Here is a 21883-nt window from a genome sequence, read left to right as displayed (position 1 = left end):
AATCAGGATATAAAGATTTCCTTATATTGTGATTGTCAGTTTGGCCGGTCTCTGCTACGGAGCGCCGAAACCGAACGGAGTTGCACATGTCCAATTCGAACGATTACGCGATCGCAGATATCGCGCTCGCCGATTACGGCCGCAAGGAAATCGATATTGCCGAAACCGAAATGCCCGGCCTGATGGCTTGCCGCGAGGAATTCGGCGAATCCCAGCCCTTGAAGGGCGCACGCATTTCCGGCTCGCTGCATATGACGATCCAGACCGCCGTGCTGATCGAGACGCTGAAGGCGCTCGGTGCCGACGTCCGCTGGGCGTCCTGCAACATCTTCTCTACCCAGGACCATGCCGCCTCCGCCATCGCCGCGACCGGCACACCCGTCTTCGCCGTCAAGGGCGAGTCGCTTGAGGATTACTGGTCCTATACCGACCAGATATTCCAGTGGCCCGATGACGGCCTGTCCAACATGATCCTCGACGACGGCGGTGATGCGACCATGTACATCTTGCTCGGCGCCCGCGCCGAGGAAGGCGAGGACATCCTTTCCAAGCCGGCGTCCGAGGAAGAGGAATATCTCTTCGCCCAGATCAAGAAGCGCATGGCGGCAAGCCCCGGCTGGTTCGTCAAGCAGCGCCACGCCATCAAGGGCGTCACCGAAGAAACCACGACCGGCGTCAACCGGCTTTACCAGCTGCAGAAGAAGGGCCTGCTTCCCTTCCCGGCGTTCAACGTCAACGACTCGGTCACCAAGTCGAAATTCGACAACAAATATGGCTGCAAGGAATCGCTGGTTGACGGCATCCGCCGCGCGACCGATGTGATGATGGCCGGCAAGGTCGCCGTCGTCTGCGGCTACGGCGATGTTGGCAAGGGGTCTGCCCAGTCGCTGCGCGGCGCCGGCGCCCGCGTCAAGGTCACCGAGATCGATCCGATCTGCGGCCTGCAGGCCGCCATGGACGGTTTCGAGGTCGTCCAGCTCGAGGACGTCGTTTCTTCGGCCGACATCTTCATCACCACCACCGGCAACAAGGACGTCATCCGCATCGAGCATATGCGCGAGATGAAGGACATGGCGATCGTCGGTAATATCGGCCACTTCGACAACGAAATTCAGGTCGCCGCGCTCAAGAACCTGAAATGGACCAACATCAAGCCGCAGGTCGACATGATCGAGTTTCCGAAGGGAAACCGCATGATCCTGCTGTCGGAAGGCCGCCTGCTCAATCTCGGCAACGCCACCGGCCACCCGAGCTTCGTGATGAGCGCGTCCTTCACCAACCAGGTGCTGGCCCAGATCGAACTCTTCGCCAAGGGCGATCAGTACGGACACGAGGTCTATATCCTGCCGAAGCACCTCGACGAGAAGGTCGCCCGCCTGCATCTCGACAAGCTCGGCGCCCGCCTGACCGAACTTTCCGAGGAACAGGCATCATATATCGGCGTCACGCCGAAGGGTCCTTACAAGCCGGAACACTACAGGTACTGATTACTTTACCTTACGACACAACATCTAGTGGCCGGGGAACGCCAAGCGTTCCCCGGCCTCTTTTTTGATGTCTTGACGCTTCACGCGGAATCCCGCTGCGGGTATCTTGGGGTGATTCGTGAATGCGTGCGCGTGCGCTGAAATCGCGAAGTTTGCGTGGAATCCACATGAACGTGGCGAATTCCCGTGCCTGCGGCGAGGGGACGAAGGATGCCGGATTCGGAAAGGGCAAAAAGACCGGGCGGACGGATGTTCCGTCGCGGGCGATTTGCGCTTCTGTGGACATCTGTCGCGCTCGGGGCGAGCACGTCGATTGCCGGCGCTGAAGAAAATACCGGCATCGTAAGCCAGATTCTCGGTGGTTCCCTCGGAACGCCCGAAGTGGTGCAGTTCGCGCTCCTTGCCGGCGCGATGACGGCGGCGCTTGCCTCCGCGCTCTGGCTGATCCGCGAGCGCGGCCGCATAGCGCGCCAGAACGATCTGCTGCGCGCCCGGGTCGTCACCCTCAATGCCCAGGTCAGCAAGCTCGAGGCGCTGGCGACGACGGAAGGCCAGCGTGCCGTCATCTGGGAGGATCGCGACCAGAAGCCGGTGATCATCGGCACATTGGACGCCAGTTGCGGCGCGCCGCCGGAGCGCGGCGCCTTTCTCGCCTTCGGCCGTTGGCTTGAGCCGCGTTCCGCCGCCCGCATCGAGCATCTCGTCGCTGAACTGCGCGACGAGGCGAAACCCTTCAACGACACCATCGAGACGCGGCGCGGGGTGCCGCTCGAGGTCATCGGCCGCACCAACGGATCGAGCGCGGTGGTTCGTTTCGAAAATCTCTCCGGCGAGCGCGCGGGCAATGCCCGCCTTGCACTGGAGCACGGCCGCGTCGTCGAGACGCTGGAAACGCTGCAACAGCTGCTCGACACGCTCGACGCGCCGGTCTGGCTGCGCAGCGCCGACGGAGCGCTCGCCTGGGTCAACCGCGCCTTTGCCGCCGCGACGGGCCAGGCCTCTTCCGCCGAAACGATCCAGTCGGGTGCGGAGCTGTTCGGCTCTCAGGCGCTGCAGAAGATCGCCGCCGGCCGCGCAACCGGCGGAAAATACAAGGCGTCCGTCTCGACGGTCGTTCACGGCGACCGTCTGGTCTTCGACGTCGCCGAGGCCGAGGGCCCGTTCGGCTCCGCCGGACTTGCCATCGACAAGACCGACTACGACGCCATGCGCAACGAGTTGAGCAAGACCATCCGCAGTCACGAGGAAACCCTCGATGAATTGACGACGGCGGTGGCCATGTTCGACGAGGGCGCCCGGCTGCGTTTCTACAACCAGGCCTTCCAGAAGCTGTGGGGCCTCGATCAGGGCTTCCTCGACTCCGGGCCGGACAATGCGGCGTTCCTCGACAAGCTGCGCGCCGAGGGCAAATTGCCCGAGCAACCGGAATGGCGCCGCTGGAAGGACGGGATCCTCGCCGCCTATCGCGCGGTCGAGCCGCAGGAACACTGGTGGCACCTGCCGGACGGCCAGACCGTGCGCGTCGTCTCCAATCCGCACCCCAAGGGCGGCCTGACCTGGGTCTTCGAAAACCTGACCGAGCGCATCGACCTGGAAAGCCGCTTCAAGACGCTGGTGCGCGTCCAGGGCGAGACGCTGGATCATTTGGCCGAAGGCGTCGCCGTGTTCGGCTCGGACGGCCGGCTGCAATTGTCGAACCCGGCCTTCCTGCGCTTCTGGGGTTTGCAGGAGCCCGAAAAGGGCCAGTCCCTGCATATTTCGCAGATCGCCCGCCATTGCGAGACGCGTCTCGGCGACAGCGAGCCGTGGTCCTATTTCGCCGGCGTCGTCACCGGCTTCGAGGACGACCGCTCCGACGAGGCGGGCCGCTGCGCGGTCGGCGACGCCATCCTGTCCTGGATGGTTGCGCCTTTGCCCAATGGCCAGACCATGATCACCTTCGTCGATGTGACCGCGTCCGACCAGGTCGAGCGGGCATTGCGCGATCGCAACGAAGCGCTGATGCGCACCGCGCAGTTGCGCAGCCGCTTCATCCAGCATGTTTCCTACGAGTTGCGCACGCCGCTCACCAACATATCCGGCTTCACTCACCTGCTGCAGAACCCGGCGACCGGCCCGCTCAACCAGAAACAGCACGATTACATCGATCACATCGCCTCGTCGTCCGACGCGCTGATGCTGATCGTCGACGACATTCTCGACTTGGCGACGATCGACGCCGGTATCATGGAGCTCGACTTCTCCGAGGTTGAGATCGAGCCGATGATGCGCGAAGTGGCCGCGGGCCTTGCCTCCCGGTTCGGCGAACACGGTATCGATCTGGCCGTCCGCATCGCGCCCGACACGGGGTCGATCTTTGCCGATTCGGCGCGGCTCAGGCAGGTTATGTTCAATGTGCTCGCCAACGCCGCCGATTTCGCGCCCGAGGCTTCCACCGTCACCTTCACCTGCGAACGCGAGGATGGCGGCGTGGTCTTCAAGGTCCGCGATCGCGGGCCGGGCATACCGCCCGAGGCGATGGACGAGATCTTCAATCCGTTCGAAACCGGAAAGCCCGGCCGCCGCCGCGGCGCCGGCCTCGGCCTGTCGCTGGTGAAAAGCTTCGTCACCCTGCATGACGGCGAGGTCGTCATCGATTCGTCGCCGGAACGCGGCACCGAGGTCGTTCTGCATTTTCCGCAGGTTCCGCCCGGCGTCCGGGTCGCCGCCGAATAGGCCGCGCCGTGTGAACGCCGCGTGGCATCGGGCCCTCCTCCCGTGAAACTCTCCTTTCCCTCCCAACAGGCCCTTGTCCGCTTCGCGGACGACTTTGCCATGGCGCTGAAGCTCGGCGACTGTGTGCTGCTGGCCGGCGATCTCGGTGCCGGGAAGACGACATTTGCCCGCGCCGCAATCCGCGCCGTTGCCGGCGACAGGGCCGAAAGGCTGGAAGTGCCGAGCCCGACCTTCACGCTGGTCCAGAACTACGATCTGCGCCTGGCGATTGCCCATTTCGATCTCTATCGCATCGCCGACCCCGCCGAGATCGACGAACTCGGCCTGCCGGAGGCGCTTGAGACGGGCGCTGCCTTCATCGAGTGGCCGGAGCGCGCCGAAGGCCATCTTCCGGGCGGGGCGATCCGGTTTGAAATCGCCGAACCGCCGGATGATCCCGATGCCCGGGATGTGGAAATAACGGCGCCGCCGGATTTCGCGCAGCGCCTGCAGCGCAGCCTTGCCTTGCGCGCCTTCCTCGAAAGTCACGGCTGGGAAACCGCCTTCCGGGAATATCTTCTTGGCGACGCGTCGACCCGGGCCTACGAGACCGTCCACCGCGATGGCGAACGGGCGATCCTCATGAACGCGCCGAAACGGCCCGACGGCCCGCCGGTGCGCGATGGCAAGCCCTATTCGCAGATCGCCCATCTCGCCGAGGACGTCCTGCCCTTCGTCGCCATCGGCCGCACCCTGAAGGACAAGGGCTTCCGGGCCCCCGAGATATTCGCCTTCGATCTCGACCGGGGCATCGTCCTGCTCGAACATCTCGGCGGCGATGGCATCCTCGACGAAAACCGGGTGCCGATCGCCGATCGCTACGCGGCGTCCGTCGAGTGCCTTGCCGCGATGCACGCCGTATCCTGGCCACGCGAGATCGATGTCGACGGCGCGCGCCATGTGGTCCCGGACTTCGATCTCGGTGCCTTCCTGATCGAGACCGAACTGCTGAGTGACTGGTATGTCCCGCGCATTCGCGGTGAAAAACTGCTCGATGACGAAATCGCCGAATTCCGCGCGCTGTGGACCGATCTTTTCGCGATCGTCGACGCCGGCGAGAAGACGCTGCTTCTGCGCGATTTCCATTCGCCGAACATCATCTGGGACGGGGCGGCGAAGGGTGTCGCCCGTGTCGGGCTGATCGATTTCCAGGATGCGATGATCGGCTCGACCGCCTATGACGTCGCATCGATCGTGCAGGACGCCCGCGTCGATGTCCCGCCGGCGTTGCGGCATCGCCTGCTTGACCGCTATTGCGAGGTCCGTGCCCGGGCGCCGGACTTCGACGAAGAAGCGTTCCGCCTGGCCTTCGCCGTCCTTTCCGCCCAGCGCGCGACCAAGATTCTCGGCATCTTTGTCCGCCTCGACGAGCGTGACGGCAAGCCGGCTTATCTTGGCCATATTCCGAGGCTTCGGGCCTACCTGAAATCGAGCCTCGCCCATCCCGCGCTGGCCGGGCTGGCGAAATGGTATGAAAAACATGGCATTCTCGATGCCGAAGTGGAGCCCCGCTAGGTGGTGAATTCGGTAAAAAAGGCGATGATCCTCGCCGCCGGCCTCGGCACGCGGCTGCGGCCGATCACCGACACCGTGCCGAAACCGCTCGTCCCGGTCGGCGGCCGCACCATGCTCGACCGCAGCCTCGATCTCGCAGTCGGCGCCGGCATTACCGAGGCCGTGGTCAATGTCCATTACCTTGCGGAGCAGATTGTCGATCACTGCGCCCGCCGCGCGGCGCCCGCGATTGCGATCAGCGACGAAACCGACAGGATTCTCGAGACCGGCGGCGGCGTGGTGAAGGCCCTGCCGCTGCTCGGATCCGATCCCTTCCTGTTGCTCAACGCCGACACCTTCTGGGTCGAATGGGGAAAGCCGAACTTGCGCGCGATGATCGAGATGTTCGATCCCGCCCGGATGGACATCCTGCTGATGCTCTGCCGCCTCTCTGACACGACCGGGCATGGCGGCGGCGGCGACTTCTCGATGGACGGCGACGGTCGCCTGGCCCGGCTTGCCGACAAGTCCGATCCTTCCGGCCTGCTTTATGCCGGCGCGACGATCTACAATCCGGCTATATTCGCCGGCGCGGACGCCGAACCGCACTCGCTCAATCTCTATTACGACCGCGCCATTGCCGCCGGCCGCCTGTTCGGCCACGTCATGCAGGACGGCCACTGGTTCACGGTCGGCACGCCGGAGGCGCTGCCCGCGGCCGAAACCAGGCTGAAAGAGCTGCAATCGGCACTCGCCGATTGACCCGCCGCCGTCCGGCGATGGAAACTGCACCGGGAATCAGTCCAGCTCCTCAACCGAAAGGCCTCCCGTGGCCGGTTACGTCCAACCGCGCGTCTATTCCGTCGCTCCCGGCATCCCCTTTCTGCCGGCGGTGACGCATGCGCTGTGCGACGGCGATCTGGTGCCGGGTTTTCGCTATACGGGCGATCCGCTACAGCTGTCGGCGGTGTCGATCTATGTGCCGACCCGCCGTGCCGCGCGCGAAATGCGCTCGGCCTTCCTCGATTACTTAGGCGGCAAAACAATTCTGCTTCCGCAGATCCGGCCGCTCGGCGAATTCGACGAGGACGCGGAGTTCTTCGATGGCGATGATGCCGCCGCGATCGACATCCCGCCCGCCATCGAGCCGACCGAGCGGCTGCTGCTGCTTGGCGCGCTGATCCGGCAATGGACGAGGCATCTCAAGATCGATATCGGCAAGCTCTATGGCGGCGAGGCGATCCTCACGCCGGTCTCGGTGGCCGACGCCTTCTGGCTTGCGCGCGATCTTGCCGCCTTGATGGACCAGTTCTCGACCGGGCAGGTCCCCGTTTCGGCGCTGACCGATCTCGATACGGCGGAACTGTCGGACTGGTGGAAGGTCACGCGCGCCTTTCTGGAGATCATGCGCCGCGAATGGCCGGATATCCTCGCCGAGCGCAACGCGCTCGATCCCGGCGAACACCGCAACCGCCGCATCCTTGCCGAAGCCCGCCGCCTGGAACGCAATCCGCCGAAGGGGCCGGTCGTGGTCGCCGGCTCCACCGGCACGATTCCGGCGACCGCGGAGCTGATCGCGGCCATCGCCCGTCTGCCGATGGGCGCGGTCGTCCTGCCGGGCTTCGACCGGGACATGGATGAGGCGTCGCGCGCCCTGCTCGCCTCCGACGAGGATGTCGCCTCGGTGATCGGCCATCCGCAATATGGCCTGCAGAGGCTCGCCGGACGCATCGGCGTCGCGCCCGACGCCGTCGAGGCGCTCGGCGGCGAGGAGCCGGACGCGATGTGCCAGCGCCGGCTCTGGGTGTCGGAAAGCCTGCGTCCCTCGGCGGTCACCGACCGCTGGACGCAAACCCGGCAATCGGTTTCTGACATGGCCTTCGGCGATGTCGCGCTGCTGACCGCGCCGAACGAGCATCTGGAAGCCGCCGCCATCGCCGCGGCGCTGCGCGAGGCGATCGCCGAACCCGACGCGATCGCCGCTCTGGTGACGCCGGACCGGACGCTCGCCCGCCGGGTCGCCGCCGAGCTCGCGCGCTACGGCATTGCCGCGACCGATACCGGCGGCACGCCGGCCGCTTCGACACATCAGGGCAGGCTCCTCGCGCTGGCGCTGGAGACGGTCTTCAATCCCGGCGATCCGTCGACCCTGCTGGCGCTCGCCAAGCATCCGCTGGTGACGCTCTCCGCCGCGCCGGAGAATCACGCCGAAACCGTCAACCTGTTCGAAATGGCGATCCTGCGCGGCGGCACCGGCCGGGTCGGCCCGCAGGCGATCGCCGACCTTGTCCGCCAGCGCGCGGCGGACCGGGAGCGGACCGACATCCGCCTGTCTCCATGGCTGAAATCCCTGACCGAAGACGACACCGGCAGAATCGTTGCGTTCACGGAACGATTTGAGCAGGCATTGGCTCCTCTGGCCGAGCTTGCTGTCCGTGGCGGGGAGGTTCCGCTTGCTTCGCTGGTATCGGCGACGGTCGAAACGCTGGAAGCGCTGGCCCGCGACGAAACCGGTTTTCACGATGCCCTCTACGAAGACGAGGCCGGCGCCGTCTTCCGAAGTTTCCTCTCCGGCCTCGTCGCCGGCGACGTGCCGCTGCATCTCGAACCTTCGGTCTGGCCGCAGGCGGTGCAGGCGCTGATGGCCGATATCGCGGTCAAGCCGGCGCCGGGCGGCCATCCGCGCATCAACATCTGGGGCACGCTGGAAGCGCGTCTCCAGACGGTCGACCTGATGATTCTCGGCGGCCTCAACGAGGGCGTCTGGCCGTCGCAGACCCAGAACGACCAGTTCCTGACGCGCGGCATGAAATCCGGACTTGGCCTCGAGCCGCCCGAGCGCCGCATCGGCCTGTCCGCGCATGATTTCCAGATGGCAATGGGCCAGAAACGCGTCATCCTCTCGCGCTCGGAACGCGCAGAGGGCGCGCCGTCGATTGCCTCGCGCTGGCTGCAGCGCCTGACGACCTTTGCCGGCGAAGGGGCGGTGAAAGCGATGACGACCGCCGGCGACCGTTACATCGCGCTTGCCCGCGCCATAGAGGAAGGTGTCGCGGCAAAACCCGCGCCGCGCCCCGAACCGGCGCCGCCGCTTGCCGCCCGGCCGCGCTTCCTGTCGGTCACCGAAGTCGAGACGCTGATCCGCGACCCTTACGCGATCTACGCAAAAAAGGTTCTGCGCCTGCGCCCGATCGAGGAACTGGTCCGTGACCCCGGCGCCGCCGAGCGCGGGTCGCTGTTCCACGCTATTTTCGAGCATGTCGTCAGGGAGGAGGTCGATCCGCTCGCACCCGACGCGCTGGAGCGCACGCTCGCCGTTGCCCGCCGGCTCTTCGACGGCGAGAGCCTGCCGCCCGACATTCGCGCCATCTGGTGGCCTCGCGTCGAGGCGGGCGTCACCGGCATTGCCGGCTGGGAGGCCGACCGCGCGCCGGCGGTGTCGAAACGCTTTGCCGAGATCGACGCCGATGCGACCGAGATCGCCGAAACCGGCGTCCGCCTCACCGGCCGCGCCGACCGCATGGATCTCTTGCCCGACAGCACGGTCGAAATTATCGATTTCAAGACCGGTGTTCAGCCAAGTGCGGAAATGGTCAAAACGCTTTTAGCGCCGCAATTGCCACTCGAAGGGGCGCTTCTGCGTCGTGGTGCTTTCGCGGATATCGGAAAGGCCGATCCTGCCAGCATGTTTTATGTCAAAGTTGGCGCGCGCGGTGAAGTGAAGCCAGCGAATGTCCTCAAGGGCGGTAGAAAGACCGGCGATGCCAACCCGCTGGATCTCAGCGAGGCGGCATGGGACAAGCTGGCGGAAATGCTGCGCTATTACGGAATCGAAACGAATGGTTTCCTGTCGCAGCGCATGCCGCAGAAGCTGCGCGACCGGCTTGGCGACTACGATCATCTCGCCCGCATGCATGAGTGGCGCGCCGGCGGAGACGGCGATGACTGAGGGGGCGCGCAAACTCGTTCCCGACACCGATACGCTGTCGCGCCAGGCGATGGCGGCGAGCCCCGACAAATCCGTCTGGGTGTCCGCCAATGCCGGCTCCGGCAAGACCTATGTGCTGGCGACGCGCGTCATCCGCCTGCTGCTCGCCGGTACCGATCCGTCGCGCATTTTGTGCCTGACCTACACCAAGACGGCTGCCGCCGAAATGAAGGACCGCGTCTTCAAGCGGCTTGGCGAATGGGTCACCATGCCGGAAGCCGAACTGCGCAAGGTCCTGACCGATCTGGAGGGAAGGACGCCGGATGCGGACAAGCTGGCCTTCGCCCGCTGCCTCTTCGCGCGCGCGCTGGAGACGCCCGGCGGCCTGAAGATCCAGACCATTCACGCCTTCTGCGACGCGTTGCTGCACCGCTTTCCGCTCGAGGCCAACGTGCCCGGCCATTTCGAACAGCTCGACGACGACATGATCGCCGCGCTGATCGGCGAGGCGCGCGCCGAGATGCTGGCCCGCATCGATCGCGGCGATATCGAAGATGTCGCCGACGCCTTCCGCACCGTGATCGAACTGACCGGCGAATCCGGCCTCGACGGCCTTCTCGATGAAGCCGTGCAGAAGCGCTCGAAGCTGGTCGGCTTCCTCCGGGACATGAATCCGGCTAACGAACGCCGAAATTTTTATCGCGAAGCATTCGGCTTCGAAGTAACTACAAGCACCGCTGGGCTCGCGTCTGAGTTATGGCCACTTCCAGGCTTCGAAAGCGAATATGTAGAGGCCGTTTTAGGTACAGGCCGGCGGAGCGGAAAAAACTTAGTAATCAACGTCGGAGAGGGGCTGCAGCAATGCGCCGCTGAGGGAAGTCCGTTGGCGCGGTTTGAGTTGCTTGTAAAGACATTCCTTAAAGCCGACGGAACGCCGAAAACGCACAACATGTTTCCCGCCGCAGTGCTGGGCGAACTTCCTGACTACGAGGAACGTTTTCTCTCGGCGGCAGACCGTGTGATCGAAGTGGGCGACCGGATCGCGCTTCTGGCGCAGATCGAAAACACGCTTGCCGCGCTCGTCATCGTCGACCGTTTGTTATCCGGCTATGAAAAGCTGAAGCATGTGCGCGGCTATCTCGATTTCGACGATCTTATCGATCGAACGGCCAATCTTCTCGCCCGCCCCGAGGTCGGCGCCTGGGTGCGCTACAAGCTCGATCAGGGCATCGATCACATCCTCGTCGACGAGGCGCAGGACACCAGCCCGCGGCAATGGCAGGTCATCCGCGCGCTGTCCGACGAGTTCTTTTCCGGCGAGGCCGCGCGCGACGTTCGCCGCACCCTGTTTGCCGTCGGCGACGAGAAGCAGTCGATCTATTCCTTCCAGGGTGCCGATCCGGCGAGTTTCGGCAAGGCGGGCGAGGACGTGCGCGAAAAGGCGATCGCCGTCTTCGGGCCGGAGGGCTTCCGAGACGTGCCGCTGGAGACCTCCTTCCGCTCGACGCAGGACGTGCTCTCCGCCGTCGATGTCGTCTTCGAATCCGAGATGAACCGCCGTGGTGTCGCCTATGGCACCGGCATCATCCGCCACAAGTCGCTGCGCGAGGGCCAGCCGGGCTGGGTCGAGGTCTGGGAACTGGAGCGCGCGCAGGAGCACGCCGAGACCGAAGACTGGACCGCGCCGGTCGACACGCCGCCCGCACCCGCCGTCACCGTCGCCGAACGCGTCGCCTCCGTCATTTCCGGCTGGATCGCAAACGGCGAGATCATCGAGGGTCTCGGCCGGCCGGTGACCGCGGGCGATATCCTGATCCTGGTCAGGAGCCGCGACAGTTTCATCGCCACCCTGTCGCGCGCGCTCAAGGACAAGGGCGTCGATGTGGCCGGCGCCGACCGGCTGAAGATGACCGACCACATCGCCGTGCTCGATCTTCTCGCCATCGCAAAATTCGTTCTTCAGCCGGCTGACGATCTCTCGCTGGCCGCGTTGTTGCGATCGCCGCTGATCGATCTGTCCGAGGAAGCGCTGTTCGATCTCGCCCATGACCGCGGCGAGGCCACGCTTTACGAGGCTCTTGAAGAGGCTGCGGCTGACGACACGCGCCTGCGCGCGATCCATGCGGTGCTTGCCGGCTGGCGCGCGCGCGCCGCGCAACTGCCGGTCTACGAATTCTACGCCTCGATCCTGTCCGGTGAGGGCGGCCGCGAGCGGCTCGTCGGCCGGCTCGGCCCGGAAACACCGGACATGCTGGACGAATTCATGCGCTTCGCGCTTGCCCAGGAACAGGCGGGCGTGCCCTCGCTGCAGAATTTCGTCTCGGTGCTCGAGGCGGCAAGTCCCGAAATCAAGCGCGAGATGGATCCGTCGCAGGCCCAGGTCCGCATCATGACCGTGCATGGCGCCAAGGGCCTCGAAGCCCCGGTCGTTTTCCTGGTCGACCGCGGGTCGCCGCCACATAGATCACAGAAGGAGGATCGTTTCCTCGAAATTCCGACCGGGGACGATGATTCCATCCCGCTGTGGAATGCAACCAACATAGTAAAGTCCAGCGTCACCGAGGCGGCGAAGGCCGAAATCGCGCGCAAGGCGGAGGAGGAGTACCGCCGCCTGCTCTATGTCGGCATGACGCGCGCCGCCGACAGGCTGATCGTCGCCGGCTATGCCGGTCCGCGCGGCGGTGGCGAGAACACCTGGCACGGCGTGGTCGAGCGCGCGCTTCTGGAAGCGAGCGAACCGGTCAGCTATCCGGATTTCGGGGCGATCCGCTTCCAGGTGACGCAGGCGCCCGCCGTGACGGCGAAGCCGGAAGAAACGCCTGCGGAAAAGCACATTGTTGCGCTACCGGAATGGTTCCGCGAGCCGGTCCGCCCCGAGCCGCCCTTGCCGCGCCCGCTGGCGCCGTCGGGCGCGTCCGGAATCGCCATCGAGCGCGAGAAGGATACCGCCGGCGCAAAGGGTGCGCCCTCCATCCTCGAGCCGGGCGCCGGCGACATGGCGCCGTCGCTGGCGGTCCGGCGCGGCATCGCGCTGCACCGGCTTTTACAGATGCTGCCCTCTGTCGCGCCCGGCGACCGCGGCGCCAAGGCGGGCGACTATTGCCGCCGTTTCGATCACCGCTGGAGCGACGACGATGTCGCGGAGATCGTCGCCCAGGCCTTGGCGATCATCGAGGACCCCGCCCATGCCGGCCTGTTCGGCGAAAACACCGCCGCCGAAGTCCCGGTGATGGGAACGCTGACCCTCGGCGGCGAGGAGCGCGCCGTCTCCGGCGTGATCGACCGGATCGCCGTGGAAGAGGACCGCGTCCTCATCGTCGATTACAAGACCAACGCCTTTCCGCCGAAAACGCCGGCCGAGGTGCCCGATGTCTATCTGCGCCAGATGGTGCTCTACCGCGCCCTTGTCGCGCCGCTCTATCCGGACCGCCCGGTGGAGGCCTGGCTGCTCTATACGGCCGGGCCGCGCATGATCGCCCTGCCGCCGGCGCTGCTCGATGCCGCGCATGAATCTTTCACGCGAACGTGACCCTGCGGCAAATCATGCGCTGGTCTTGAATCGCCTGTGGTGATACCCAAATGTAGCTCGAATTTCAGAATCAAGGAGTGCCGGATATGGCGACCGTAAAAATCGATGGCAGCAACTTCCAGAGCGACGTGCTGGGCTCCTCGGAGCCGGTTGTTGTGGACTTCTGGGCCGAATGGTGCGGCCCCTGCAAGATGATCGCGCCCGCGCTGGAAGAAATCTCCACCGAGATGGAAGGCAAGGTCAAGATCGCCAAGGTCAATGTCGACGAGAACCAGGATCTCGCCGTGCAGTTCGGTGTCCGCTCGATCCCGATGCTGCTGATGTTCAAGAACGGCGAGATTGCCGACCAGATGATCGGCGCCGCCCCGAAGGCGCGGCTGATGGACTGGATCAAGAGCGCCACCGCCTGATCCGGATCCGGCTCGAATGAAATAAGCCCGGCTTTGGCCGGGCTTTTTTGTTGTCGGGATTCAGACGGGCGGCGTGCCGTTGTCGCGCAGCACCTCTCCGGCGAGATAGAGCGAGCCGCCGATCAGCACGCGTGGCGGCGGCTCCAGCCGGTTCCAGCCCTCGCCGAGCAGGCGCAGGGCTTCCTCCACATTCGTCATCGGCTGCGCCGTCAGCCCGGCGGCGACAGCGTTCTCGGCCAGCTCCCGCGGGTCGACGCTCGCGTCGCTGTCTTCCACCGGCACCGTGAAGACGTGCCGCACCATGCCCTCGAAGGCGCGGAAATAGCCGGTCGCGTCCTTGGTGTTGATCATCCCGGCGATCAGGAAGAGCGGCCGTTCTGTGCGGTCCTGCATGCCGGCGAGCGCCTCTGCGATCATCGCGGCGGCATGCGGATTGTGGCCGCCGTCGAGCCACAGTTCGGAGCCCTCCGGCAGAAGCGCCGGCAGGGGGCCTTCCGTCAGCCGTTGCATGCGCGCCGGCCACTGTACCGTTTCCATCGCCCGCTCGGCGGTTTCATGCGAAATGTCGAATCCCGCCGCACTGACCGCGGCAAGCGCCGCCGCGGCATTGGCGATCTGGTGACGGCCGGAGAGGCGCGGCAGCGGCAGATCCATCAACCCTGCATCGCTCTGGAACGCCATTCGTCCGTGCTCCTCATAGGCGAGGAAATCCTGTCCGTAGACCGCATGCGGGCAGCCGAGTCGCTCCGCCGTGTCGATCAGCACCTCGCGCGCCACCTCGTTGTCCTGGAACCCGATGATCACCGGAACGCCGGGTTTCATGATGCCGGCCTTTTCCATCGCGATCAGCTCGATCCGGTCGCCGAGATAGGCCTGGTGGTCGAGTCCGATCGGCATGATGACGCTGACGGCCGGTTTTTCGATCACATTGGTCGCGTCGAACCGTCCGCCGAGCCCGACCTCGACAATTGCCGCGTCGGCGGGGTGTTCGGAAAACAGGATGAACATCACCGCCGTCAGGATCTCGAAAACCGTGATCTGCTCGCCGCCATTGGCCTCTGCCACGCGGCGCACGGCCTCGGCGAACACGTCGTCCTCGACATATTGGCCCGGCGCACCGCTGCGTCCGATCCGGTAGCGTTCGTGCCAGCGCACCAGATGCGGGGAGATATGCACGTGCACGGCCTTGCCGTCGGCTTCCAGCAGCGCCCGGCAATAGGCGGCGCAGGAGCCCTTGCCGTTGGTGCCGGCAATATGGATCACCGGCGGCATGCGGTCCTGCGGATTGCCGAGCCGTTCGAGCAGTCGCGTGATGCGCCCCAGCGAAAGGTCGAAACCCTTCGGATGCAGGCTCATCAGCTTGTCGATTTCGCGTTCCGCGGCGCTGCCGTCACCGGTTGCGTGCGGCGGGTCGGATCGGCGGTTTGCCGGTGTCGTCAATTTCGGTCCGATCAGAAGCTCGGCGAGGGTTTCTGGGAGGTCTCTGCGCCGGGCTCGGCTCCGACGGTTTCGACCGCGACCGTTTCCTCGGTCTTCTTCTCGGCCTTGCCGTCAGCGGGCTTTTCCGGTGCGGGCGGCGCCAGTTTCGGTGTCGCCGCCGGTTGCTTCAGGAGAATGCGCAAAAGCCGCGCGATGGTCGGCCGCAATTCGTGCCGGTGGACGACCATGTCGACCATGCCGTGATCGAGCAGGTACTCGGAGCGCTGGAAGCCTTCCGGCAGTTTCTCGCGGATGGTCTGTTCGATCACCCGCGCGCCGGCGAAGCCGATCACCGCGCCCGGTTCGGCGATGTGGATGTCGCCGAGCATCGCATAGGAGGCCGAGACGCCGCCGGTCGTCGGATTGGTCAGCACGACGATATAGGGCAGGCCCGCTTCCTTCAGCATCTCCACGGCGACGGTCGTGCGCGGAAGCTGCATCAGCGACAGGATGCCTTCCTGCATGCGCGCCCCGCCGGACGCCGCGAACAGGACCAGCGGACGCTTCTTCTCGATCGCCGTCATGAACCCCTTGATGATCGCCTCGCCGGCGGCGATGCCGAGCGAGCCGCCCATGAAGTTGAACTCGTGCAGGCAGGCGACGATCGGCAGGGTCTCGATCGATCCGAGCGCGTTGACGATGGAATCGTCGAGACCGGTCTTGTTCTTGTTCTCGCGCAGCCGGTCGGTGTATTTCTTCTGGTCGCGGAATTTCAGCGGATCGACGGGCACGTCCGGATTGTCGAGGATCTCGAAGACGCCATTGTCGAAGAAATGGCGCAGCCGCTCGCGCACCGAGATCTTCATGTGATAGCCGGAGGCCGGCACCACCCACTGGTTTTCCTCCAGGTCCCGGTGAAACACCATCTCGCCGGTTTCGGGGCACTTGATCCAGAGGTTTTCCGGCATTTCGCGCCGGCCGAGCATCGAGTTCAGCCGCGGGCGGACGTAGTTGGTGATCCAGTTCATGGATTGATCCCGTGAATGTCAGTCAGGACAATGTGGCGCGTCTATTCGGCGGCTTCAAGGCGTGCGGCGCGAACGCCGGCGGCAAGCCCGCCGACCAGCGTCGCCACGGCCTCGACCGTGTCGCCCGTCGCGCGGTTGTCCTTGTCGAGCGTGTTGGCGACGGCCTGCACGATCGCCGTGCCGACGACGACGCCGTCGGCATCGCGGCCGATGACCTTGGCCTGCTCCGCCGTCTTGACGCCGAAGCCGACGCAGACCGGCAGTTCCGTGTGCCGCTTGATCCGGTTGACCGCATCCGCCACCGCCGATGTCGAGGCGATCGCCCCGCCGGTAATCCCGGTCATCGACACGTAGTAGACGAAGCCCGACGTGTTCGCGAGCACCTTGGGCAGGCGCTTGTCGTCGGTGGTCGGCGTGGCGAGGCGGATGAAGTTGATGTCGGCGGCCAGCGCCGGCAGGCACAGTTCCTCGTCCATTTCCGGCGGCAGGTCGACGATGATCAGCCCGTCGACGCCGGCGTCCTTGGCGTCCTTCAGGAAGGTGTCGACGCCGTAGACATAGATCGGGTTGTAATAGCCCATCAGCACGATCGGCGTGTCGGTGTTCTCTTCACGGAAGGTCTTCACCATGGCGAGCGTCTTGCGCAACGTCTGGCCGGCGCGAAGCGCCCTCAGCCCCGCGGCCTGGATCGCCGGGCCGTCGGCCATCGGATCGGAGAACGGCATGCCGAGTTCGACCACGTCGGCGCCGGCGGCCGGAAGCCGCCGCAGGATCGCAAGCGAAGTCTCGTAATCGGGATCGCCGCTCATCACGAAGGTCACGAGACCCGGACGGCCCTCTTCCTTCAGCTTGGCGAAACGTGCATCCATGCGTGCTGTCATTGCGTCTGTTCCTTCTGACGGGCCTTCACGCGCTCGCCGTCTTCCTTGGTGAAATCGCCGACGGCCGCCGCGTTCGGCAGAATCTCCAGCACCTTTTCCGACGGCCGGCAGAGCGCCGTGCCGAGCGGCGTGACCACGATCGGGCGGTTCATCAGGATCGGGTGCGCGACCATGAAGTCGATCAGCTCGTCGTCGGTCCATTTCGGATCACCGAGGCCGAGCTCGTCATAGGGCGTCCCCTTCTGGCGCAGGATGGCGCGCACCGGCAGGCCGGTCGCCGCGATGATCTCGACCAGCCTGTCGCGGCCGGGCGGCGTTTTCAGATATTCGACCACCTCCGGCTCCTCGCCGGATTCGCGGATCATCGCCAGCACGTTGCGCGACGTGCCGCATTTCGGATTATGGTAGATCGTGACCGTCATCCTTCCGCCGACTCCCGGATGGTGATCGTCACGTTGAAGGCATAGAAGCCGTTCTTCGCGATCCGCGACACCGCTTCCTTCGGGTCGAAGGCGATGCGCGGTTCGCCATCGTCCGGCACCCGGGTCAGGAACTGCAGGTTCTGGCTGGTGCGCACGCCCTGCGCATTTTCGCCCTCGTCGCCTTCGGCGATGGCGACATAGTGCAGCGGGTTCTGCTTCGACTGGTAGATCTCGAACGCCGTCATAGCTCGTGCCCCAGGATCTTGCCGACCGTGAAGACGTCCTTGTCGCCGCGCCCGCACAGGTTCATCACGATGATCTGGTCCTTGCCCATCTTCGGCGCCCGCTTGATCACTTCGGCGAGCGCGTGGGACGGCTCGAGCGCCGGGATTATGCCCTCGAGCCTGCACAGAAGCTGGAACGCTTCCAGAGCTTCCGCGTCCATGATCGGCACGTATTCGCAGCGGCCGGACTCCTTCAGCCAGGAATGCTCCGGCCCGATGCCGGGATAGTCGAGCCCGGCCGAGATCGAGTGGCCGTCCTTGATCTGGCCGTCGCCGTCCTGCAGCAGATAGGTGCGGTTGCCGTGCAGCACGCCCGGAGACCCGGCCGTCAGCGAGGCGCAATGCTCGTCGCCTTCCAGTCCCTTGCCGCCGGCTTCCACGCCGACGATCTGCACGTCCTTGTCGTCGAGGAACGGGTGGAACAAGCCGATCGCGTTCGATCCGCCGCCGACGGCGGCGACGATCATGTCCGGCAGGCGGCCTTCCATGGCCATCATCTGTTCCTTGGTCTCCGTGCCGATCACCGACTGGAAATCGCGCACCATCTCCGGATAGGGATGCGGGCCCGCCGCGGTGCCGATCAGGTAATAAGTGTCGTCGACATTGGTGACCCAGTCGCGCAGCGCCTCGTTCATCGCGTCCTTCAGCGTGCCGTGGCCGGAGGTGACCGGAGTAACCTCGGCGCCGAGCAGCTTCATGCGGAACACATTCGGCGCCTGCCGCTCGACATCGGTGGCGCCCATATAGACATGGCACGGTAAGCCGAACCGCGCCGACACCGTTGCCGACGCCACGCCATGCTGGCCGGCGCCGGTTTCGGCGATGATGCGGGTCTTGCCCATGCGCCGCGCCAGAATGATCTGGCCGAGACAGTTGTTGATCTTGTGCGAACCGGTGTGGTTCAGCTCGTCGCGCTTGAAGTAGATCTTTGCGCCGCCGAGATGCTCGGTTAGCCGCTCGGCGAAATAGAGCGGCGACGGCCGGCCGGTGTAATGCGTATTGAGGTTTTCCAGCTCCGCCTTGAACGCGGGATCGTTTTTCGCCTCTTCCCAGTGCGCCTGCAGGTCGAGGATCAGCGGCATCAGCGTTTCGGCGACGAAGCGTCCGCCGAAGATGCCGAACATGCCCTGTTCGTCCGGACCTGTCCGGAAGGAATTCGGTTCGACCGGCTTGTTCATGGCATTACTCCCGGTTTCGGGCGTCGGCCGCCCGCGCCGCCTCGAGAAAGGCGGTGATCTTGTTGATGTCCTTCACGCCCGGCGCGCTTTCAACGCCTGACGACACGTCGAGCGCCCTTGCGCCCGAGATGGCCAAGGCTTGCTCCACGTTTTCGGGATCGAGGCCCCCGGAAAGCATGTAATCGATGCCAGCGTCAAGCGTGGCCAGCAGCTGCCAGTCGAAGACGAGCCCGTTGCCGCCCGGCAGATCCGAGCCCGCTGGCGGCTTGGCGTCGAACAGGAAGCGGTCGGCGGCCATCAGATAGGGCACGCATTTGGCGAAATCGGCGGCCTCCCGGATCGCGAAAGCCTTCATCACCGGCAGGCCGTAGCGGGCTTTCAGTTCCTTGACCCGCTCCGGCGTTTCCGAGCCGTGCAGCTGCAGGATGTCCGGCCTGACCATGGAGACGATGGAGTCGAGATAGGCGTCGTCGGCATCGACCGTCACGGCAACCGCCTTGAGCCCCCACATCCGGGCGCGCGTCGCCAGGTCGGCCGCCGTCTCCACGTCGATATTGCGCGGGCTCCGCGGAAAGAAAATGAAGCCGACATGCGTCGCCCCGCCGGCGATCGCCGCATCGACCGCCTCCCGCGTTTTCAGGCCGCATATCTTGATGTCGAGTGTCATGGGGGCGAGATAATGCCGTGCGGGCAAAGAGTCGAGGATAATGCGCAGCGCGCGGCTAAAACCCGATCGCCTGCAGCGCCGTGCCGTTCTTCTTCAGCCAAGCCCGACAGCGCTCGGTGTCCGGGCACAATTCCTCGCACAGCGCCCAGAAGTCCTTGCCGTGGTTCATGTGCACCAGATGCGCCACCTCGTGCGCGACGAGATAGTTGATCACCGGTTTCGGCGCCATCATGATCCGCCAGGAAAACGACAGGTTGCCTTCCGACGAGCACGACCCCCAGCGGCTGGTCGTGTCCTTGTAGCGGATCGACTTCGCCGGTCGGCCGACCGTGTCCGTATGGCGCGCGACCAGCTCCCCGATTTCGGCCTTCGCTTCCTTCTTCAGATAGTCGGCGATGCGCCGCGGCAGGTGGATGCGCTCGCCACGCACGATCAGTTGCGCGCCGTCTCCGGTCCGAACCGCCTCCGTCACGCCGCGCCTCGGCTCGTGCACGATCTCGTGGTTGACGCCGCGGATCGGGATCTTGATGCCGGGCCTGACCACCGGCCGCTCCGGCAGCTTGCCGAGCTTTTCCTCCAGCCAGTCGCGGTTGCGGAAGAGGAAGCGCTCGACTTCCAGCATCGAGATGCCGACCGGCGTCGTCACCGAAAGCCCCGTGGCGCCGGGCTTGATGCGCAGCGTCAGCCGCCGCGCGCGCGGATTTTCGGCGATGCGCAACGACAGCGTCCGTCCGGCGACGTCGTGCGTCAGGTGCTGGACGGCCGAACCGGTCTTCCCGGAAATGCGCTTGCGTGAAAAACCGAATGCCATGCGAGGCGATTTAGCCGATTCTCGCGAAAATTTGGAAAAAATGTGCCGGTGTTTGCAATCGTGGGGGTCCCGGCCCATAGTCCGCCCGGCGCTTCGGCGCCGCAGCTGAAACGGACCGAACTCCGATGATCTACCGCAGCACCATTCTTTTCACGGTTTCGCCTCCGCCTCCCGGTCGGTGAGGATCGCGGCGCGGTTCTGACCGCGCGCATCCGCCGACATCGGGAGGTTGCCGGAACCGGGCCGGGCTTGTGTCGCAAGCGCCGGATCCCGGTCGCATCCCGCTTTCCGCGCCAACCTCTCCATTTTCATTTTTTCGCGATCCCGCGGCCGACCTGCCCGGTTCGGATACCGGCGCGTCCCGCGATCGCGGCTGTCTGAGAGGTCAACTCCCCATGGCTGGGAACAGAACCATTATCGTATTGAGTGCGGCGGCGACGCTGTTGATGATCGGCGTCGGCATGATCGTCGCCCTGCTGCCGCAAAGGGTGCACGCCGAGACCGGAAGTCTCGAAAGCGTCGGCATGGTCGCATCCGTCTTCGCATTCGCTTATTTGCTCGCCCAACTGCCCGCCGGCGTCCTGGCGGACCGGTTCGGCGCCAAACCCTTGCTCGTGACCGGCTACGCCCTGTGCGCCGTTGCGGGCGTCATGTTCTGGATTTCGGGCACGGCGGGAGGGATCTATCTCGGCCGCGCCGTGCAGGGTCTCGGCGAAGCGCCTGTCTGGGCGCTCGGTCCCGCCGTGCTTTCGCTCGCCTACCCGGCAGCGAAGGGCCGTGCGATAGGCATATACAACGCCGCGATCCATATCGGGCTGACGATGGGGCCGGTGATCGGCCTGCTGCTGGATCCGTCCGGTCTCGGCCGAACGCCGTTCCTGCTATTCTCGGCATTCTGCGTTGCCGGGGCGATCGTCGTGGCGGTTTTCCTGCCCCGCATGAGTGCCGGACCGGTGCTGGCGAAGACCGGCAGGCAGGCCCTGCGTGGCACCGTTGGTCTGCTCGTTCACCGCCCGTCGCTTGTCGTGCTGGCGGGGATCGTTCTTTACGGCGGGTGTTACGGCGCCTTTCTCAGCGTCCTCCCGATCACGGCGGCGGCCCTGAAGGGTTTCGGGCCGCGGGATATCAGCATGTTTTTCGTTGTCTTCTATGCCGCGATCAGCGTCTCGCAGCTGGTGGCCGGACCGCTTTCGGATCGCCACGGCCGCACGCCTTTCATGATCGGCGGGCTGGTCCTTGCCGTTGTCGGGCTTGCCGCCTTCCTCTTGTCGCCGGCGGTGATGACCTATGTGTCGCTTGCGATTTCCAGCTTCGGTCTCGGCGTCTTCTGCGTCGCCTCGCTGGCGAAACTGAACGACATTGCGCCGGAACATCTGAAGGGAACGATTTCCGGCGGTTACTATTTCGCCTGGGCGCTCGGCTATGTGCTCGGTCCGCTGATGGTCGGCGCGCTCGATCCGGTATCTCCCGCAACGGGATACTGGATATTGTGCGCGTTGATGACGGGCCAGGTCATCGCGTTGCTGACGATCCGCGATATCCGTGCATAGCCGCCGTGAAACGGCTTCACGCGAAAAGAAAAAACCCGCGG

16 protein-coding genes are annotated in these 21883 nt (G+C 65.2%); 8 read left to right on the top strand and 8 right to left on the bottom strand.

Features of this window, described 5'->3' with window-relative positions; genetic code table 11:
- Positions 1 to 86 precede the first annotated feature (86 nt).
- The 7 genes from ahcY (at position 87) to trxA (ending at position 13602) form a co-directional block, all read left to right on the top strand.
- Positions 87 to 1487, top strand: coding sequence for an adenosylhomocysteinase (ahcY, locus tag IG169_RS01110; protein WP_193174297.1), 1401 nt, complete (start codon positions 87 to 89; stop codon positions 1485 to 1487).
- 249 nt (positions 1488 to 1736) lie between these two features.
- On the top strand, positions 1737 to 4202 hold the full coding sequence (locus IG169_RS01105) for a sensor histidine kinase (protein ID WP_193174296.1): 2466 nt from the start codon (positions 1737 to 1739) through the stop codon (positions 4200 to 4202).
- Between the two features lie 21 nt (positions 4203 to 4223).
- On the top strand, positions 4224 to 5756 hold the full coding sequence (tsaE, locus tag IG169_RS01100; RefSeq protein ID WP_428982220.1) for a tRNA (adenosine(37)-N6)-threonylcarbamoyltransferase complex ATPase subunit type 1 TsaE: 1533 nt from the start codon (positions 4224 to 4226) through the stop codon (positions 5754 to 5756).
- Positions 5757 to 5759: 3 nt separating this feature from the next.
- Positions 5760 to 6497 (top strand): nucleotidyltransferase family protein, encoded by a 738-nt coding sequence (locus IG169_RS01095; protein WP_343225514.1) that lies wholly within the window; start codon positions 5760 to 5762, stop codon positions 6495 to 6497.
- A gap of 67 nt (positions 6498 to 6564) precedes the next feature.
- The gene (gene addB / locus IG169_RS01090; RefSeq protein WP_193174294.1) at positions 6565 to 9684 is read left to right on the top strand and encodes a double-strand break repair protein AddB; all 3120 of its coding nucleotides are present in this window, start codon (positions 6565 to 6567) and stop codon (positions 9682 to 9684) included.
- Positions 9677 to 13192 (top strand): double-strand break repair helicase AddA, encoded by a 3516-nt coding sequence (gene addA / locus IG169_RS01085; RefSeq protein ID WP_193174293.1) that lies wholly within the window; start codon positions 9677 to 9679, stop codon positions 13190 to 13192. The genes addB and addA overlap by 8 nt, the downstream gene beginning before the upstream one ends.
- An 86-nt stretch (positions 13193 to 13278) precedes the next feature.
- Positions 13279 to 13602 (top strand): thioredoxin, encoded by a 324-nt coding sequence (gene trxA / locus IG169_RS01080; RefSeq protein WP_193174292.1) that lies wholly within the window; start codon positions 13279 to 13281, stop codon positions 13600 to 13602.
- A gap of 60 nt (positions 13603 to 13662) precedes the next feature.
- On the opposite strand, the gene IG169_RS01075 is transcribed toward trxA, so the two are convergent.
- From IG169_RS01075 to IG169_RS01040, 8 genes are all read right to left on the bottom strand, one after another.
- Positions 13663 to 14958, bottom strand: a complete 1296-nt coding sequence (locus IG169_RS01075) for a bifunctional folylpolyglutamate synthase/dihydrofolate synthase (protein ID WP_193174542.1) — start codon at positions 14956 to 14958, stop codon at positions 13663 to 13665.
- 95 nt (positions 14959 to 15053) lie between these two features.
- On the bottom strand, positions 15054 to 16049 hold the full coding sequence (gene accD / locus IG169_RS01070; RefSeq protein ID WP_193174291.1) for an acetyl-CoA carboxylase, carboxyltransferase subunit beta: 996 nt from the start codon (positions 16047 to 16049) through the stop codon (positions 15054 to 15056).
- Between the two features lie 41 nt (positions 16050 to 16090).
- Positions 16091 to 16930 (bottom strand): tryptophan synthase subunit alpha, encoded by an 840-nt coding sequence (gene trpA, locus IG169_RS01065; protein ID WP_193174290.1) that lies wholly within the window; start codon positions 16928 to 16930, stop codon positions 16091 to 16093.
- Positions 16927 to 17352, bottom strand: coding sequence for an arsenate reductase (glutaredoxin) (gene arsC, locus IG169_RS01060; protein ID WP_193174289.1), 426 nt, complete (start codon positions 17350 to 17352; stop codon positions 16927 to 16929). The genes trpA and arsC overlap by 4 nt, the downstream gene beginning before the upstream one ends.
- Entirely contained in the window at positions 17349 to 17597 is a 249-nt protein-coding gene (locus IG169_RS01055; RefSeq protein ID WP_193174288.1) for a hypothetical protein, read from the bottom strand. The genes arsC and IG169_RS01055 overlap by 4 nt, the downstream gene beginning before the upstream one ends.
- Entirely contained in the window at positions 17594 to 18814 is a 1221-nt protein-coding gene (gene trpB, locus IG169_RS01050) for a tryptophan synthase subunit beta (RefSeq protein WP_193174287.1), read from the bottom strand. Before trpB ends, IG169_RS01055 begins: the two co-directional genes overlap by 4 nt.
- A 4-nt stretch (positions 18815 to 18818) precedes the next feature.
- A complete protein-coding gene (locus IG169_RS01045) occupies positions 18819 to 19481 on the bottom strand; it encodes a phosphoribosylanthranilate isomerase (RefSeq protein ID WP_193174286.1) in 663 nt (220 codons plus the stop codon).
- A gap of 55 nt (positions 19482 to 19536) precedes the next feature.
- Positions 19537 to 20292, bottom strand: a complete 756-nt coding sequence (locus IG169_RS01040; RefSeq protein WP_193174285.1) for a M48 family metallopeptidase — start codon at positions 20290 to 20292, stop codon at positions 19537 to 19539.
- A gap of 395 nt (positions 20293 to 20687) precedes the next feature.
- Between IG169_RS01040 and IG169_RS01035 the strand changes: the two genes are divergently transcribed.
- On the top strand, positions 20688 to 21842 hold the full coding sequence (locus tag IG169_RS01035; protein WP_193174284.1) for an MFS transporter: 1155 nt from the start codon (positions 20688 to 20690) through the stop codon (positions 21840 to 21842).
- The last annotated feature ends 41 nt before the right edge of the window (positions 21843 to 21883 follow it).

Origin of the sequence: Oricola nitratireducens (assembly GCF_014904745.1) — a bacterium.
In the GTDB taxonomy this organism is placed as follows: domain Bacteria; phylum Pseudomonadota; class Alphaproteobacteria; order Rhizobiales; family Rhizobiaceae; genus Oricola; species Oricola nitratireducens.
Note: the sequence above shows the minus strand (reverse complement) of the source record. Positions and strands in the feature narration are given on the sequence as shown.